Source organism: Comamonas sp. C24C (assembly GCF_053345995.1).
On record NZ_JBKFBC010000015.1, the window covers coordinates 37,356 to 52,362 of the forward strand.

The 15,007-nt window shown below is 63.2% G+C and carries 15 protein-coding genes and 1 pseudogene; 3 read left to right on the forward strand and 13 right to left on the reverse strand.

Features of this window, described 5'->3' with window-relative positions; genetic code table 11:
- The 3 genes from ACLBXN_RS22425 to ACLBXN_RS22435 all read right to left on the reverse strand — a co-directional run.
- A partial coding sequence (locus ACLBXN_RS22425) for a segregation and condensation protein A (protein ID WP_447613614.1) occupies nucleotides 1-314 on the reverse strand: 314 nt, incomplete at its 3' end.
- A gap of 70 nt (nucleotides 315-384) precedes the next feature.
- A complete protein-coding gene (locus tag ACLBXN_RS22430) occupies nucleotides 385-591 on the reverse strand; it encodes a DUF3460 family protein (RefSeq protein WP_003051953.1) in 207 nt (68 codons plus the stop codon).
- 62 nt (nucleotides 592-653) lie between these two features.
- Entirely contained in the window at nucleotides 654-1,115 is a 462-nt protein-coding gene (locus ACLBXN_RS22435; protein WP_447613615.1) for a hypothetical protein, read from the reverse strand.
- Nucleotides 1,116-1,221: 106 nt separating this feature from the next.
- Between ACLBXN_RS22435 and ACLBXN_RS22440 the strand changes: the two genes are divergently transcribed.
- The 3 genes and pseudogenes from ACLBXN_RS22440 to ACLBXN_RS22450 all read left to right on the forward strand — a co-directional run bounded on the left by ACLBXN_RS22440 (nucleotide 1,222) and on the right by ACLBXN_RS22450 (nucleotide 3,131).
- Complete coding sequence (locus ACLBXN_RS22440; RefSeq protein ID WP_447613616.1) at nucleotides 1,222-1,728, forward strand: outer membrane protein assembly factor BamE; 507 nt, start codon at nucleotides 1,222-1,224, stop codon at nucleotides 1,726-1,728.
- A 165-nt stretch (nucleotides 1,729-1,893) separates the two neighbouring features.
- Nucleotides 1,894-2,097, forward strand: a pseudogene (locus ACLBXN_RS22445) (outer membrane protein assembly factor BamE); the annotation flags it as partial.
- Between the two features lie 356 nt (nucleotides 2,098-2,453).
- Nucleotides 2,454-3,131: a YitT family protein gene (locus tag ACLBXN_RS22450; RefSeq protein ID WP_447613617.1), complete on the forward strand. Its 678-nt coding sequence runs from the start codon at nucleotides 2,454-2,456 to the stop codon at nucleotides 3,129-3,131.
- Nucleotides 3,132-3,201: 70 nt separating this feature from the next.
- Here ACLBXN_RS22450 and soxZ read toward each other — a convergent pair whose 3' ends face one another.
- The 10 genes from soxZ to ACLBXN_RS22500 form a co-directional block, all read right to left on the reverse strand.
- Nucleotides 3,202-3,531 (reverse strand): thiosulfate oxidation carrier complex protein SoxZ, encoded by a 330-nt coding sequence (soxZ, locus tag ACLBXN_RS22455; protein ID WP_447613618.1) that lies wholly within the window; start codon nucleotides 3,529-3,531, stop codon nucleotides 3,202-3,204.
- 190 nt (nucleotides 3,532-3,721) lie between these two features.
- A complete protein-coding gene (locus ACLBXN_RS22460) occupies nucleotides 3,722-4,222 on the reverse strand; it encodes a thiosulfate oxidation carrier protein SoxY (protein WP_034377809.1) in 501 nt (166 codons plus the stop codon).
- 159 nt (nucleotides 4,223-4,381) lie between these two features.
- Nucleotides 4,382-5,713: an FAD-dependent oxidoreductase gene (locus ACLBXN_RS22465; protein WP_447613619.1), complete on the reverse strand. Its 1,332-nt coding sequence runs from the start codon at nucleotides 5,711-5,713 to the stop codon at nucleotides 4,382-4,384.
- A gap of 187 nt (nucleotides 5,714-5,900) precedes the next feature.
- Complete coding sequence (locus ACLBXN_RS22470) at nucleotides 5,901-6,923, reverse strand: YeeE/YedE family protein (protein ID WP_447613620.1); 1,023 nt, start codon at nucleotides 6,921-6,923, stop codon at nucleotides 5,901-5,903.
- Nucleotides 6,924-7,111: 188 nt separating this feature from the next.
- The gene (locus ACLBXN_RS22475) at nucleotides 7,112-8,389 is read right to left on the reverse strand and encodes an NAD(P)/FAD-dependent oxidoreductase (RefSeq protein WP_211456852.1); all 1,278 of its coding nucleotides are present in this window, start codon (nucleotides 8,387-8,389) and stop codon (nucleotides 7,112-7,114) included.
- A complete protein-coding gene (locus ACLBXN_RS22480; protein WP_249334105.1) occupies nucleotides 8,390-8,734 on the reverse strand; it encodes a c-type cytochrome in 345 nt (114 codons plus the stop codon).
- 324 nt (nucleotides 8,735-9,058) lie between these two features.
- Nucleotides 9,059-9,328 carry a hypothetical protein gene (locus ACLBXN_RS22485; protein WP_427771114.1) on the reverse strand — a complete coding sequence of 90 codons (270 nt, stop codon included), beginning with the start codon at nucleotides 9,326-9,328 and terminating at the stop codon, nucleotides 9,059-9,061.
- 184 nt (nucleotides 9,329-9,512) lie between these two features.
- Entirely contained in the window at nucleotides 9,513-11,660 is a 2,148-nt protein-coding gene (gene metG / locus ACLBXN_RS22490) for a methionine--tRNA ligase (RefSeq protein WP_447613621.1), read from the reverse strand.
- A gap of 230 nt (nucleotides 11,661-11,890) precedes the next feature.
- Nucleotides 11,891-13,636 (reverse strand): diguanylate cyclase domain-containing protein, encoded by a 1,746-nt coding sequence (locus ACLBXN_RS22495; protein ID WP_447613622.1) that lies wholly within the window; start codon nucleotides 13,634-13,636, stop codon nucleotides 11,891-11,893.
- A 90-nt stretch (nucleotides 13,637-13,726) separates the two neighbouring features.
- Entirely contained in the window at nucleotides 13,727-14,998 is a 1,272-nt protein-coding gene (locus ACLBXN_RS22500) for a patatin-like phospholipase family protein (protein ID WP_447613623.1), read from the reverse strand.
- Between the last annotated feature and the right edge of the window lie 9 nt (nucleotides 14,999-15,007).

Consider the following 15,007-nt stretch of genomic DNA (forward strand, 5'->3'; position numbering starts at 1 on the left):
GCTGCCAGCTCCAGATTGCGGCTGCGCACCTCGTCCACATAGGTCATGTACTGGCGCGTCACGTCCAGCATGGGGATGTCGAGGATGTTGAAGTTCTGCTTGCGGATCAGATAGAGCAGCAAGTCCAGCGGGCCTTCAAAGGCTTCGAGAAAGACTTCCAGCGCGTCGGGCGGGATATAGAGATCCTGGGGCAGCGCAAACAGCGGCTCGCCATACAGGCGTGCCAGAGCCACCTGATCGACGACCGAAGGCGATGGGTCAGGGGCCTCCGGGTTCTGGCCCGGCAACAGGGTCTGTTCTTCAGCCTCGCTCATGGTCTGCTATGGATTGCAGAGCTGAACGCGCTTGATGAGTAAGCGCTTGAGGCTGATTTCATCGAAAAGATCAGGAGTGGTTGGTCTGGTACACGTAGGGCTGTTGTTCCACGCGGCCGGCGCGCAGATCTTCCCAGACTTCATAGTTCACGTCCTTGTCCCACAGCAGGGCGCGACCGGCTTGCTGCTGCTTGTCCAGCTCGGGCTTTTGCTGCTTCAGGTCGTTGATGAAGTTGGTGGTGTCGGAACGGTAGTCGGGGCGACGGAAGAAAGACATATGTGTAAAACCTCTCAGAACAGCGGATTTTAGCCCGTCGCGGACCGCAAGCCCGCTGCGGGCTATTTCAGATCCTTGAGACAGATCTGCGCGAACTCCTTGCAGTCGTCCGAGGTCAGGGGCGAATCGACGATCTGCTGCAGCACGGCGGCAAATTCGGAGGCTCCGACCGGGTTCGGGTCATTGCGCTGGAAGTCCTCGTCCACGCGCATGGTGCGGTCCAGCCAGCCTATCACCTGCACACTGGGTTGACGCTCCAGCGACGCCAGCAAGGCCGGGGTGTAGGTGGCCATGGGGTGTTCCTCGATCAGGCTGCCGAACGGGCCGGGGCCGCCGTAGTCGAGTTCGGGATAGGTTTCGATGAGCGTCAGGATATGCGGCAGAACCTGCTCCAGTGCGGCATCCTGCAGTGTCTCCAGGTGTTCGTAGACGGGATCGATGATCAGCCATTTGTCCTGCTGGTCCCGGGCCGCCTGCGCGGCGTTGGTGAATTGGGAAAACAGTTGCTCAAGGGTTGTGTTCACGAGGGATGGCTCCGTTTTGACAAGCGTTTGCAAAAGTGGCGCGCGTGCGCGGGTGGCTTGCTGTCAGAATTCGTATTCTGTCTGGCAAGCATTGTGATTCAAGCCCATGAATATTTTTTCGCGTATGACGGCGGCCCTGGCGGCGGCTGCGATCAGCACCCTGGCGCTGCTGGGCTGCGACGAGCAGAAGATCAAGGAGCTGGAGGAAGGTCTGTCCACCGAGTCCGATGTGCGCGCTAAGTTTGGCGAGCCCGAGCGCATCTGGAACGAGGAAGACGGCTCGCGCACCTTTGAGTACAACCGCCAGCCGGCCGGTGCCAAGAACTACATGATCACCATAGGCGCTGACGGCAAGATGAGCGCGTTGCGCCAGGTGCTGGCCCCGCATGTGTTTGCCAAGGTCGTGCTCGGCATGGACGAAAACCAGGTGCGCCGCATGCTGGGCAAGCCCGCGAAGATGATGACCTACCAGCTCAAGCAGGAAACCGACTGGGACTGGAACTACATCGATCCGCCCGCGCGCGAGATGCAGTTCACGGTGACCTTCGGCTCCGATGGCCGGGTGCTGCGTACGCTCAACCGCGAGCGCCTGCTCGACGAGCCGCGCGGCTGATCGCCTGCAAGGCGGCAGGATCTGCCAGAGCCCCGTCTGCGATGGTGCAGACAGGGCTTTTTTGCACCCGATCCAGAAGCCGCCCAAGTGCCGGACTGCTGTGCGAGGGGGGTATGCGGTGCTTCTAAATCAATAGCTTCAAGCTCTTTACCAGTATGCGATTCCGGCATGGATGAGAACCAGGTGCGCCGCATGCTGGGCAAGCCCGCGAAGATGATGACCTACCGGCTCAAGCAGGAAACCGACTGGGACTGGAACTACATCGATCCGCCCGCGCGCGAGATGCAGTTCACGGTGACCTTCGGCTCCGATGGCCGGGTGCTTCGCACGCTCAACCGCGAGCGCCTGCCCGACGAGCCGCGCGGCTGATCGCCTGCAAGGCGGCCGGATCTGCCAAAGCCCTGCCTGCGATGGTGCAGACAGGGCTTTTTTGCACCCGATCCAGAAGCCGCCCAAGTGCCGGACTGCTGTGCGAGGGGGTATGCGGTGCTTCTAAATCAATAGCTTCAAGTACTTTGCCAGCATACGTTCAAGGCCGAAAAGACTGAAACTTCAGCAGAGATCGGCACCGAAATGCCCCTCTACGGTTTGTTGCGTTGCAGCAAATAATGCACATAGAGCATGAGTCCATCCGTAAAATTAAGGGGTTTCCCGGTGTTACCCACGCCGGCTCGCCCCTGGTCTTTATCGAGACTTCGGGCACTCATCTTGCTGTCCTACCCGACATGTCCACACCGCTATCTTCTTCCGCCGGCCCTGCTCTGGCCGGCCGCATGGAGGCCTCCGCTGCTGCGGCACCGGCCGCTTCGGGCCTGCGCCATGGCCGCTTCGAGGACGCACAGGCCCTGTTCACGGGCTCGCTGTTTGTCTCCATCACCATGATGCTGTTTGCGCAGGCGGGCTTGCTCACGGGCAGCACGGCAGGCATTGCCTTTTTGCTGCACTATGTGACGGGCCTGCCTTTCGGCACCATCTTCTTTGTCATCAATCTGCCGTTCTACTGGTTCGCCTGGAAGCGCATGGGCGCGGAGTTCACGATCAAGACCTTTGTCTCGGTTGCCATGCTGGCGCTGATGGCCGATGTGGGCCCGCGCTTCATCCATATCGACTACCTGAATCCGCTCTATGCGGCCGTGGCGGGCGGCTTGCTCATGGGATCGGGTTGCCTGTTCCTGGCACGGCATCGCTCTAGTCTGGGCGGAGCCACCATCGTCTCGCTCTATCTGCAGGACCGCTACGGCATTCGCGCCGGCAAGGTGCAGATGATGATCGATTGCAGCGTGGTGCTGATGGCGCTGGTCATCGTGCCGCTGGAGCGTGTGGCGTACTCGGTGCTGGCGGCGGTGATCATGAGCATGTTTCTGTGGATCAGCCATCGCCCTGGCCGCTATCAGGGTAACTGAGGTCTGTCATCCATGAAAAAAGCCCCGCCCCGGTGCAGACCGGGCGGGGCTTTTTTCATGGATCTCGCCATCAGGCGACGCTGATCGTCTTCTGTGCACTCAGTGTCTGGCCCTGCTCATCCTTCCACTGCATCTGCAAATCGCCGCTTTCCCGGGCCACAAAGGTGAACTCGATATAGGGGTTCTGGGCAATCGAGATGCCGGGCTCCCAGCTGAACAGCAAGGCATTGCCAAGCCGGGCTTCAAAACGGCTCACGATATTGCGCGGGCGCACCTTGCCCGTGGCAGGGTCGGTGCGCAGACCGCTTTCCATCACATGCTCCATCTGTGCGCGCACGCGCAGGATTTCGCCCTTCTTGGGGTTGGCATTGCTGACCCATACGCGGGGTGGTTTATTCATCAAAATTCCTTTCAGTTCAGGCATCTATCGTGAATGTGGATGCAGCTATGCCCCATATCAGAAGTGGGCCTGGGCCAGCAACCGCCGCGCAAAGGCCGCCCTGCCGCGCGGGCGGTGTCCCCCTCGGCCACGCAAAGCGTGGCACAACAGAGGGGGAGGGAGCGCAGCGACTCAGGGGGTGTTTCCAGATTCACATGCCGCAGCCGCTGGCGGCTACCGTCGTTGCCTGCTTTGCTACCAGCACCTTGCCGCTTTTCATGCGCGCCAGGGCGTGCACGGTCTGCGACTGGGACAGGCGAATGCGCACCGCCGCCTCTGCCGTGCCTGCGGCCGCAGAGAATTGCAGGCGACAAGTCAGCGGCGAGGGGTTGAGTTCGGCCAGCACGATGATTTCCTCGCACCAGTCCTGCTCGGTGATGGGCAGCGTCACCTTGACCTTGACGGGCACGGCACTGGGGTTGTCGGCCAGCACGGGCACATCGAGCTGCAGACCATCGGCCTGAGTGGCCTTGCCGCCGGTGAATTGCTCCATGAGCTTTTTGAACTCGGCCGGGTTCGGCGCCAGTGGCCCGACCAGGGGAGTCTTGGCCGCGCTGCTGGCTTGCGCCAGAGCCGATGCGGGCAGAGCCAGACTGGCCCCGGCTGCCGCCGCGCTCAGCACCATGCTTCTACGGGTGGTGTTCTTGAACATTGCTTCTCTTCAATCCAATTAACAAAACTTCAAAAATCGCACCGGCTCCAAGCGAGAGACGCCAAGCAAGAGCCGCCTCGCGGCTGGGGCGCCTAGCAGAGGGCGTCGTCCCCCTCCCGAAGAGAGAGGGGGAGGCGGCAAAGCCGCTCAGGGGGAGATTTAAGTGCCCAGGAAATCTCCGAACTTGCCGTTGATCCAGGCAAAGTCCTCCTTGACCAGATCGGAGGTGCGCACATCCATGTCGATCTGGGTCTGGTTGACCTGACCGCTGGCGTCCACCTCGTATTCGAACTTCACCGAAATTTCCTCCTGAGGGTCGCCGTTGACCATCATGTAGCAGAGGTTGTCGGGCAGCCGGGCCACGACCTCCTTGCCGGCCACACGCTCTGCAATGTTCCGGGCAACGATCTTGCCGACGTAGTTGGCCACATGGCCGCTCTTGGGGTAGTGGCCGAACTGGGGCGAGATCGCGCCCATCAGATCGCCGACAAAATACACGCGGTCGTCGCTCCTGGCGTGGAACAGGCGGTTGTGCATATCGGCCCAGCCCGTGGGCTTGCCGGTGGCCGCATCCTTGCCGATCAGATCGGCCTTCCAGACCATGTCTGCGGCCTGGTGGGGCGGCATGAGGATGGCATCGTCAAACTTGAAGTCGCCTGCAGCGGTCTTGATCTGCTTGTTGAAGGGGTCCACTTCCTTGACGCCGGCATTGGGCACATGGGTGATGATGTCTGCGTACAGCTCCTCGAAAGCCTGCTTGTAGCCCACGCCGATGGGGGCGATCTTGGGCTTGGGGTCGAGAATCAGGATCTTGCCGGGAATCTTGTTCTTCTTGATATGCCAGGCGATCAGGCAGGCGCGCTCATAAGGCGAGGGCGGGCAGCGATGCGGCGGAGGCGGCAGCGTCATCACCAGCGTGCCGCCCTTGAAGTTCTTGACCTTGCTCTTGAGCGAGAGCATTTCCTGGTTGGGGATGTAGGCGTTGGGAAAGTGGGTACGCGTGTACTCGATGGCGCGCTGGTCGTTGCCGAACCAGGCCTCGTAATCGTTGCGAATGCCGCCCGAGAGAATCAGGAAGTCGTACTCGATCAGGCCATGGGTCGTGCGCACCAGCTTTTTGTCGCGCTCGAAGCCCGTGACTTCGGTCTGCAGCAGCGTGTAGCCGTATTTGTTGGCCGGGTGCAGCATGTCGCGGTTCACGAAGTCCGTGCCCACGATGTCCACCAGCCACTTGTTGCTCATGGGGCCGGACCAGAAGGTCGGATTGCGCTCCAGCAGCACGACGTCTGAGTTCGGGATCAACTCGCGCAGATAGCGCGCAGCTGTCATGCCGCCCCAGCCACCGCCGCAGATCACGATACGCGGCCCCTTGCCCTTGCGCGGCAGGATGGGTGACTGGCTGCTGATGATGGCGGGTGCAGCCATTGCCGGGCCGGCAGCGGCGCCCAGGGCGAGTGCGGGCGGAGTCCAGAGGAAATGGCGACGTTGCATGAGCATTGCTCCTGTAATGGGAATGAGGGCCTGATCAAGGCCTCGGATTCGATGGAGGGAAGCAAGCTTGGGCGCAGCGCGATGGGATTGCCTCTCAGCCGACACGCGGCACAAGCAGAGCTGGTGGCTGGAGATTCTAGGAGCAGGCCCTGATCCGGAATCGGTGAATACCCAAGCGAAGCCAGCGCTATTGCTGGCGCAGCAGGCGCAGGCTGACAAGCGTTCCGAGCAGGATGCCGGCAACGGCCACAAAGCTGGCCAGCGACAGCGTGGACAGCCCGCTCAGCCCCTGGCCGATGGAGCATCCTGCGGCCAGCACGCCGCCAACGCCCATCAGCAGGCCGCCACCGGCGCTGGCAGCCAGGCGGCTGGTGCTGTCAAATCCTTCCCAGCGCGCCGTGCGGCTGCCAAGGGCTGCGAGAAAGGCACCGGCGAGCACGCCTGCCGTCAGCGCCAGGCCTATGCCGGGATCGCGTCCCACGGACAGTTGCAGATAGAGCAGGGCCTCGGCAATCGGGCCGATAAAGCTCAGCGAGGTGAGGCGGGCCCGCTCGAACTCATCGACACCGATATGCGCGGTGATCCACCAGCCGGCAGCCACCAGCAGGCCTATGAGCAACGCGCTGCACCACTGCAGGCGGCTTTGGCGCAGGCCGGGACGCAGCAAGGCATAGGCCAGCAGCAGCAGGGCCAGACCAAGCGTCAGCAGCCATGTATTCAAGGAGGGCAGATAGGCGGGCAAGGTGGCGTGAGCCAGAGTGAGGGGGGTGAGGGCCTGCAGCCACAGGCGCAGAGGCGTCAGCACGCCGGTCATGGCCAGTTGCGCGCCCAGCGCCAGAAACACCAGGGTGACCAGAGAGCGCAGATTGCCTCCTGCCAACAACACCAGAGAGCGTGCACCGCAAGCGCGTGCCAGCACCATGCCGATGCCGAACAGCAAACCGCCAATCAGCACGCCTGCGATGGAAAAGCTGGGCCGCGCAATGGCAGCCTGGCTCAGATCGAGCATTCCCAGAGCCTGCAGCCCCTGCGAGGCCAGCAAGGCCACGGCCAATGCCAGGGCAAAGGCCTGCAATGCAGGTGCCTGGCCCGCAGCGACTTCGGTATCTCGCCCCATTTGCTGGCGCAGCCCGCGCAGCAGACAGAAACGCCCCAGCCGCGCGGCAACGCCAAAAGCCATGCCCAGCAAAAAAACAGACCACAACAACATATCAGTCGTTCAATAAAGCAAAGGAGGGCGGGAGGCAAAGACTCACACCAGGCGCATGAAGCGTGAAGCTTCGCTAGGTCTGGCGAGCAAGGGCCGTCCCGCAGCAAAGCCAGCGTCCCCCTTCCCGCAAGCGAAGCGTCGCGAGAGAAGGGGGAAGGCGCGTCAGCGCCTCAGGGGGATGCCTCTATTCAACCACCCCAGATATCCGCGCTGATCGCCTTGTACCAGGCTGCGCCGTAGTCGGCCTCGGCCTTGCGGAAGGCGGCATCGCCGTTCAAGGGGCTCACGCCGCCGGAGTCGGGCACTTCGATCAGCTTGCCTGCGGCCGAGCGGTAGACGCCGGCCACGGAGATGCCGTAGTCGGTGCCGATCAGGCTGTAGCAGGTGTTGGCAAAGGCCGCTGCAGGCAGGGGCTGGCCGCTCAGTTCGGCGGCAATCGCGGCAGCGGCTACCTTGCCTTGCGTATTGGCGGCAAAGCCGGACTTGGGCATGGGCGCGGCAATCGTGGCGTCGCCCAGCACATAGACATGCTGGACCTGGGTGGATTCAAAGGACTCGGGCTTGACCGGCACCCAGCCGCTGGCATTGGTCACGCCGGCGCGGTCGGCGATAAAGCCGGCCTTCTGGGGCGGGATGACGTTGAGCACATCGGCCTTGTGCCTGGTGCCGAACGCGGTTTCCACTTCCAGGTTCTTGGCATCCACGCGTGCGACCTTGCCGTCATCGGCCTGCTTGACCCATTCGATCATGTCGCCGTAGAGCGCCTTCCAGCCCTGAATGAATAGGCCTTGCTTGGAAAACGCATCCTTGTCGTCCAGCAGCAGAATCTTGGACCTTGGTTTGTGCTGCTTGAGGTAGTGGGCCACCATGGCCGCGCGCTCGTAGGGGCCGGGCGGGCAGCGGAAAGGGTTGGCAGGGATGACCATCACGAATTTGCCGCCATCGGGCATGGCTTCGAGCTGCTTCTTGAGCAACTGGGTCTGCGCTCCGGCCTTCCAGGCATGGGGGGCAAGCTGGGCGGCTGCCTCGTCATAGCCTTCCAGTGCATTCCAGCGCATGTCGATGCCGGGCGAGAGCACCAGCTTGTCATAGCTCAGCGCCTGGCCGTTGGACAGCAGCACGCGCCTGGAGTCGGTCAGAACCTGGTCAGCCCGCGCGTGCACCACGTTCACGCCGGCCTTGCGCAGACCGCCGTAGCCGTGGCCTATGCTGTCCCAGCTGCGCAGGCCGGCCAGGTACAGATTGGAGAAGGGGCAGGTATAGAAGCGCTCGGCCGGCTCCACCAGCGTGACCTGGATATGCGGCGCGAACTGGCGCAGATAGCGCGCGGCCGTGGCTCCGCCAAAGCCGCCGCCGATCACGACCACATGGGCCGAGGCTGCCTTGGCCTGCACGATGGCGGGCATGGCGAAGCTGGCTGCGCCGGCGGCGGCACCGCCGAGAATTTGACGACGATTGATCTGCATTTACTGGCCCTTCTTGCTGAACCACTGGGCCAGCGCTTTGAGTTGCTCATCGTCGTAGCCCTTGGCCAGACGGGTCATGACGGTGGCGTCCTTGGCAGTGCCGGCCTTGAAGGCCTGCAGGCGCTGCAGCAGATGGGCCTCAGGCAGGCCGCGCAGCTGGGGAATGACGCCCGTGGAGCGGCCGTCCGGGCCGTGGCAGTTGGCGCAGCTGGCAGCCAGCACGGCCACATCCTGCACACGCAAGGAGGTGGCGGCAGAGTTGGCCAAGCCTGGCAGCGGCGCTGCCAAGGCAAAAGCCAGCCATAGCGCAGAGCGCGCTGAAGTGAGCAAGGGTTTCGATCGCATGGGGCCTCCCGTTGTCCCCACGCAAGGCCACGTGGGGGATTTATGACCTCGATGCCTGAATGTGCGCGGCCTTTGTTATGTGTGGCGAATGTCGAGCATTCTTCTGGGCAGGGGCGGAGCAGGCAGGGCTGATGCAGTCGGATTCTAGGAAGCAGCCCCGTCCTGACAAGCTCAATATCCCGGTGGTGTAACAGGAAGTTATTGGTTATTTAGTTATGCGCTGCGCTTGTGCTTGCGGGTGTGCGTCAGGACATGAAAAAACCGCATTGTGCTATCTTATGTGTAGCGCGATGCGGTTTGCTGTGAACGGATGCAGGAGATTTCTCAGTATTGCGGCGGCAGTCCGTCAGAGGGCGCGACGGGCGTGGTGTTGGCAGCCGTTGCCGGCATTTCTGCCGCTGCGGGCGCGGTGGCCGACGGATCGCGGTAGCGAATATTCACGCCGCTGGCATCGGGCGGGTCGTCATCCATCAAGGCGTCAGCGGCCTTGCCCACACCCTTGCCCACGATCTTGGCTGTGCCGATGGCGGCATCGGCGGCCAGACCCACGGCCCCGGCCGTCACGCTGATGGCGGTGCCGGTGACGGCGATCACGGTGCAGCCCGAAAGCGCCAGGCATAAAAAAGCTCCAGCCAGCCAGAAGCCGCAGGAGCCTGATGAGGCACGCCCCCGGGAGGAGACACCGGGCAAGCGCCTAAGGCGGCCCTGCCGCCTCGCGGCGAAGGTGTCGTCCCCCCGGGAGGAAGGCGCCGAAGGCGACTCAGGGGGGATCATGAGATCAATGAATCCGCATGCCGGGCATGGCGCCGGGGAAGGGCTCCAGCACATAGATGCCGGGATGGGTCTTTTCGTCAGCGTGGCTGGCGGCCAGCACCATGCCTTCGGACAGGCCGAACTTCATCTTGCGCGGTGCCAGATTGGCGACCATCACCGTCAGCTTGCCCTGCAGCTGCTCGGGCTGGTACATGCTGCTGATGCCGCTGAACACATTGCGGGTCCTGGGCTGGCCGTTCTCGTCCTTCTCGCCCACGTCCAGCGTCAGCTGCAGCAGCTTGGTCGAGCCTTCCACCGCCCTGCATTCCAGAATCCTGGCGATGCGCAGATCGACCTTGGCAAAGTCGTCGATGCTGATGGTCTCGGCCAGCGGCTCGCCGCCGGGGGCATTGGGGTCGATCACGGGCTCGGCCTTCTTGGCGGCCTTTTTCTCGGCCTTGGCGGGCTCGGCGGCGGGGGCTGCCTGGCCGGCGGGCGCTTCAAACAGGGCTTCGAGCTGCTTGGGATCGACGCGTTGCATCAGATGCTGGTAGATGCCGATCTGGTGGCCTGCGCCCAGGGGCTTGACCACGTCGGCAAAGCTCTCGGGCGGCACGATGAGGAAACGGGCCACTTCGGCGGCCACGCCGGGCAGGATGGGGCTCAGGTAGATGGTCAGGATGCGGAAGGCTTCGATGCAGGTCGTGCACACATCGTGCAGGCGGGCATCCATGCCTTCCTTCTTGGCCAGTTCCCAAGGCTTGTTGGCGTCCACATAGCTGTTGACCTTGTCGCACAGCAGCATGATCTCGCGCGAAGCACGGGCCGAGTCGCGGCCTTCGTAGGCGGCGACGATGGCTGCTTGCTGCTCGCGCAGCGCGGCCAGCAGGGCCTGGCCGTCTTCGCTTACCTGACCCAGTCTGCCGTCAAAGCGCTTGCTGATGAAGCCTGCGGCGCGCGAAGCGATGTTGACGTACTTGCCGATCAGGTCGGAGTTGACGCGCAGCATGAAGTCTTCGGGATTGAAGTCGATGTCTTCGTTCTTGCCGTTGAGCTTGGCGCCCAGGTAGTAGCGCAGCCACTCGGGGTTCATCTTGAGCGACAGGTACTTGAGCGGATCGAGCCCGGTGCCGCGGCTCTTGCTCATCTTCTCACCGTTGTTCACGGTCATGAAGCCATGCACGCAGATCCTGGTCGGCGTCTTGCGGCCGCTGAACTTGAGCATCGCAGGCCAGAACAGCGTATGGAAGGTGATGATGTCCTTGCCGATGAAGTGGTACTGCTCCAGGTCGGGGTCGGCCATGTAGGCGTCGTAGTCTTCGCCGCGCTTGTTGAGCAGTTCCTTGAGCGATGCCAGATAGCCCACGGGCGCATCCAGCCAGACATAGAAGTACTTGCCCGGCGCATCGGGAATCTCGATGCCGAAGTAGGGCGCGTCGCGGCTGATGTCCCAGTCGTCCAGGCCTTCGCTGGTCGAGCCGTCGGGGTTGGTGCGCACGCCGAACCATTCCTTGATCTTGGCCGCGACTTCGGGCTGCACATGCTTGCCGTTCTGCGTCCACTCGGTCAGGAACTCCACGGCGCGCGGGTCGGAGAGCTTGAAGAAGAAATGCTCGGAGGACTTCATCACCGGCGTGGCTCCCGACAGGGCCGAGAACGGGTTGATGAGGTCGGTGGGCGCGTAGACCGAGCTGCAGACTTCGCAGTTGTCGCCGTACTGGTCCTTGGCGTGGCAGCGCGGGCATTCGCCCTTGATGAAGCGGTCGGGCAGGAACATGTTCTTCTCGGGGTCGAAGAACTGCTCGATGGTGCGGGTTTCGATGAAGCCGGCGGCCTTCAGGTCCAGATAGATCTGCTTGGACAGCTCGTGGTTTTCGGCGCTGTCGGTATTGCTCCAGTTGTCGAAGGCGATGTGGAAGCCGTCGAGGTACTGCTTGCGGCCGGCAGCGATGTCGGCCACGAACTGCTGGGGTGTCTTGCCGGCCTTTTCGGCGGCAATCATGATGGGCGCGCCGTGGGCGTCGTCGGCGCCCACGAAGTTGACCGCATTGCCCTGCATTCGCTGCGCACGCACCCAGGTGTCGGCCTGGATGTATTCCATGATGTGGCCGATGTGGAAGTTGCCGTTGGCGTACGGCAGGGCGGTGGTGACGAATAGTTTGCGTGCGGTCATGAGGAAACAGCTTTCACAGAGAACCTGTCATTCTAGAAGGGCTTGGCTCCAGGCTGTGGGCGCGGGTTTTGCTGCGGCGCCCGCCAGGGGCGCTGTCGATCGGTACTTGCTTTGCTTTTTATAGCTTCTACCGTATTGTTTATATGTATTTCAATATGAAATGTATATAAATTTGATACAGATAAAGCGCTTACAGCTTCAACATTAATAGCGGAATCCGGAAGAAAGGCTCAACGCACCGAAGGCCCTTTGTTGCGGTACATGTCCTGGTCGGCCACCTTGAGCAGGCTTTGCGCGTCCTGGGCGTCTCGGGGATACAGGGCCTGACCCACCGATGCGCCCACGGTCACGGCCTCGCCCTCGGGAATGCCCAGCAGCGTGGTCAGCGGCTGTTGCAGCGCATGCTCGATCTTCAGGCGCACGGCCTGTACCTGCTCCTCGTCGCTGACTCCGCGCAGGATGAGGATGAACTCGTCGCCGCCCAGGCGGGCCACGACATCGTCGGGGCGCAGCAGGTTGCGCAGGCGCAGGCTGATCTCGGCCAGGGCCAGATCTCCGTTGTCATGGCCCCAGCGGTCATTGAGCGGCTTGAAGCGGTCCAGGTCCACAAACAGCAGGGCAAACGGGGCGGCCATGCTCTGGCCGGGCAGGGGCCGGGTGAGCGTGGCCAGAATATGCTGCAGCGCACTGCGGTTGTTGGCGCCGGTCAGCGGATCGGTAAACAGGCTGTGGCGCATGCGGTGGAAGTTGTGCGCCAGCTCGCCAATTTCATCGCGGCGCTGCACTTCGATGGGCGTGTCGATCTCGCCCTGGCCCACGCGGCGCACGGCGCGGGTCAGCGAGCGCATATCGTTGGCCACGGCACCGAAGATGCGCGTGCCGATCAGCACCGCCATCACCAGGGCCAGCAGGCCCAGGCTGCCCACCAGCGCCATATGGCGGTAGACGCCGGTCAGCATGTCCTTGTGCGGCACGGCCACCACGGCCATCCAGTCCTGGCCCGAGCCCAGGTTCAGGCGCCGGTAGGCGATGCGGATATTGCTGTGTCTGGCATCTTCCAGCAGGGCGGTACCGGGCGCTGTGCCGGACTTCGGGGCATTGAAGGCGCCCTGGATCTTGTCGTACACCGCCTGAATCAGCGGGTCCTGGCTGTTGGCGGCGCTCATGCGCTCCAGCTTGCCGTCCTCGCGGCGGTGGATATTGGGCATGCCGGTGGCGGCGATCAGGGAGCCGTCGGCCTCGATGATGAAGGCCCGGCCATGCTCGCTCAGGTGCAGCTGGTTGACGAATTCATTGAGCGCGCGCAAGGAGATATCGGTGGCCACCACGCCTTCGAGACGGCCCTGGCTGGACAGAATGCGGCGCGCACGCGTCAGCACCAGATCCTTGGCGCTGAAGTCGATATAGGCAGGCGTCCAGATCACGTCGGCCGACTCCGCCGCGAGCTTGAACCAGGGGCGCTGGCGTGGCTCGAACAGATTGATTTCGGTGGACTCGTAAGCCGGCTCGGCATGCATGCCGGCGACCTTGAAGTAGCTGCGATGCTCGCTGGCCTGGGTCTTCAGGCGCAGCTGGCCCAGCTCCGGTGCCAGGCGCTTGAGGGCAATCCCCTGTCCCGCGACATTGGCGTAGTAGACATAGTCGTTGGGCTGGGTGTGCAGCGAGCTGGCCACCCACAGCCGCGAGATCAGTGCCGGGATATGGTCGCGGATATCGGCGGGCACGGGCTCGCCGTTGGGAAACGCGGCCTCCAGCACGGCGCTGGACGGGTACAGATGCCGGTCCACGATCAGCGCAATACGCTCGGCCTTTTCTTCCATCACCTGCTCGGACAAGGCGGACACCGCGTTGCTGCCAGTCCAGTACCAGAGCATGCCCAGGGCCGAGGTCAACAGCGCAATCAGGGCGACAAAAGGCAGGATCAGCGAGAGCTTGAGCGATTTGGAGGCGCGGACGGGCTGTGGGAGTGGAGTCACTAGGCTGTGGTGTTAAAGATGATGAAGGTCAAGCAAAGTGTCTCACGCATCATTTGTCCGGCTCCTTTCGCATCATTAACATTTGTTACATCAAAGCGGCCAGCCCATGAAGTGGCAAAGTTCCTCTCTTCGAGCCAGCGTGTCTTTGCGGCCCAGTGCTATCAGTTCGCGGGTGTAGCCCTGCTCAAATAGCAGGTAGCTGGCCAGCGCGCCATCACGCACGGGGTTGCCCGTGCCGGCGCGCACGCCCAGCGTGGCCAGCAGGGTGCGTACCGGCAGCGGCAGCTTGTCGATATGGCGCGTGGCGATATCGTCGATGCGCTCGCTGGGGGTGATGGCCAGTACCTCGATAGGGCGCAGCCGGCTGTGGATGCGCTCGGCCGGCGAGACCAGACTCAGCGTGTGATTGATGCGCTCGGCGCGCTCTATGTCCACGGCCAGCGTGTCCAGGAAGATGCTGGACAGCGCATGCCCGGCGACCTGGGCCAGCGTGGGGTAGCTGGCATCGGCCTGGGGCAGGCTGCTCAGGGGCTCATGGCGTCTGCCGGCGCCGACCACCAGCAGCTTGCTGGCGCCCAGATGGATGGCCGGGGCCAGGGGCGCAGTCTGGCGCATGGAGCCGTCGCCGAAATGCTCCAGATGCCCGTCGATGGGCAGCGGCATGGCTGGAAAGATGAAGGGCAGGGCCGACGAGGCCAGCAGGTGATCGGCGGTGAGCAGGGTCTGCACGGCCTTGCGCTGGTCGCGTATCCAGGGGCTCAGGGCTTCACGGGTCTGGAAGAAGGTGATGTGCTGGCCGCTGCTGTAACTCGATGCCGTGATGGCCAGTGCGTGCAGATGTCCGCTGGCAATCAGCTGCGGAATGCGCTCGAACGGCATGAGGTCGCTGTTCATCAGGCTTTTGAGCGGCGTGTTGTCCAGCAGAGAGCGCGGCCGCATGCGGCTCCAGCGGGCCACTGCCCAGCCCAGCGACAACAGCGTCAGCCAGCGCGCACCGCTGCGCAGCACGCTGAGCGAGTCGGCCTTGTAGATCTGCTCGGTATGCATATGGCCCCAGACATGGAGCATGCGTCGCACGGCGCTGTCAAAGGCATCGGCATGGCAAGCCAGGGCGGCGACATTGATGGCGCCCGCCGAGGTGCCCGCAAGTACCGGAAAGGGATTGGGCCCGTGCTGCAGACCCCGTGCACGGCGCAGCTCGGCAATGGCGGCCAGCACGCCCACCTGGTAGGCGGCCCGGGCGCCGCCGCCGCTGAGCAACAGACCGGTCTGCCCGATGCTGGAGCTCGGGCCCGTGGAGTTTTGCCGGTCTGTCTCGGCAAGACTGGGAGGGAGGGGGGGTGAGAACTGCTCTGCCGCCATGGCTGCAGT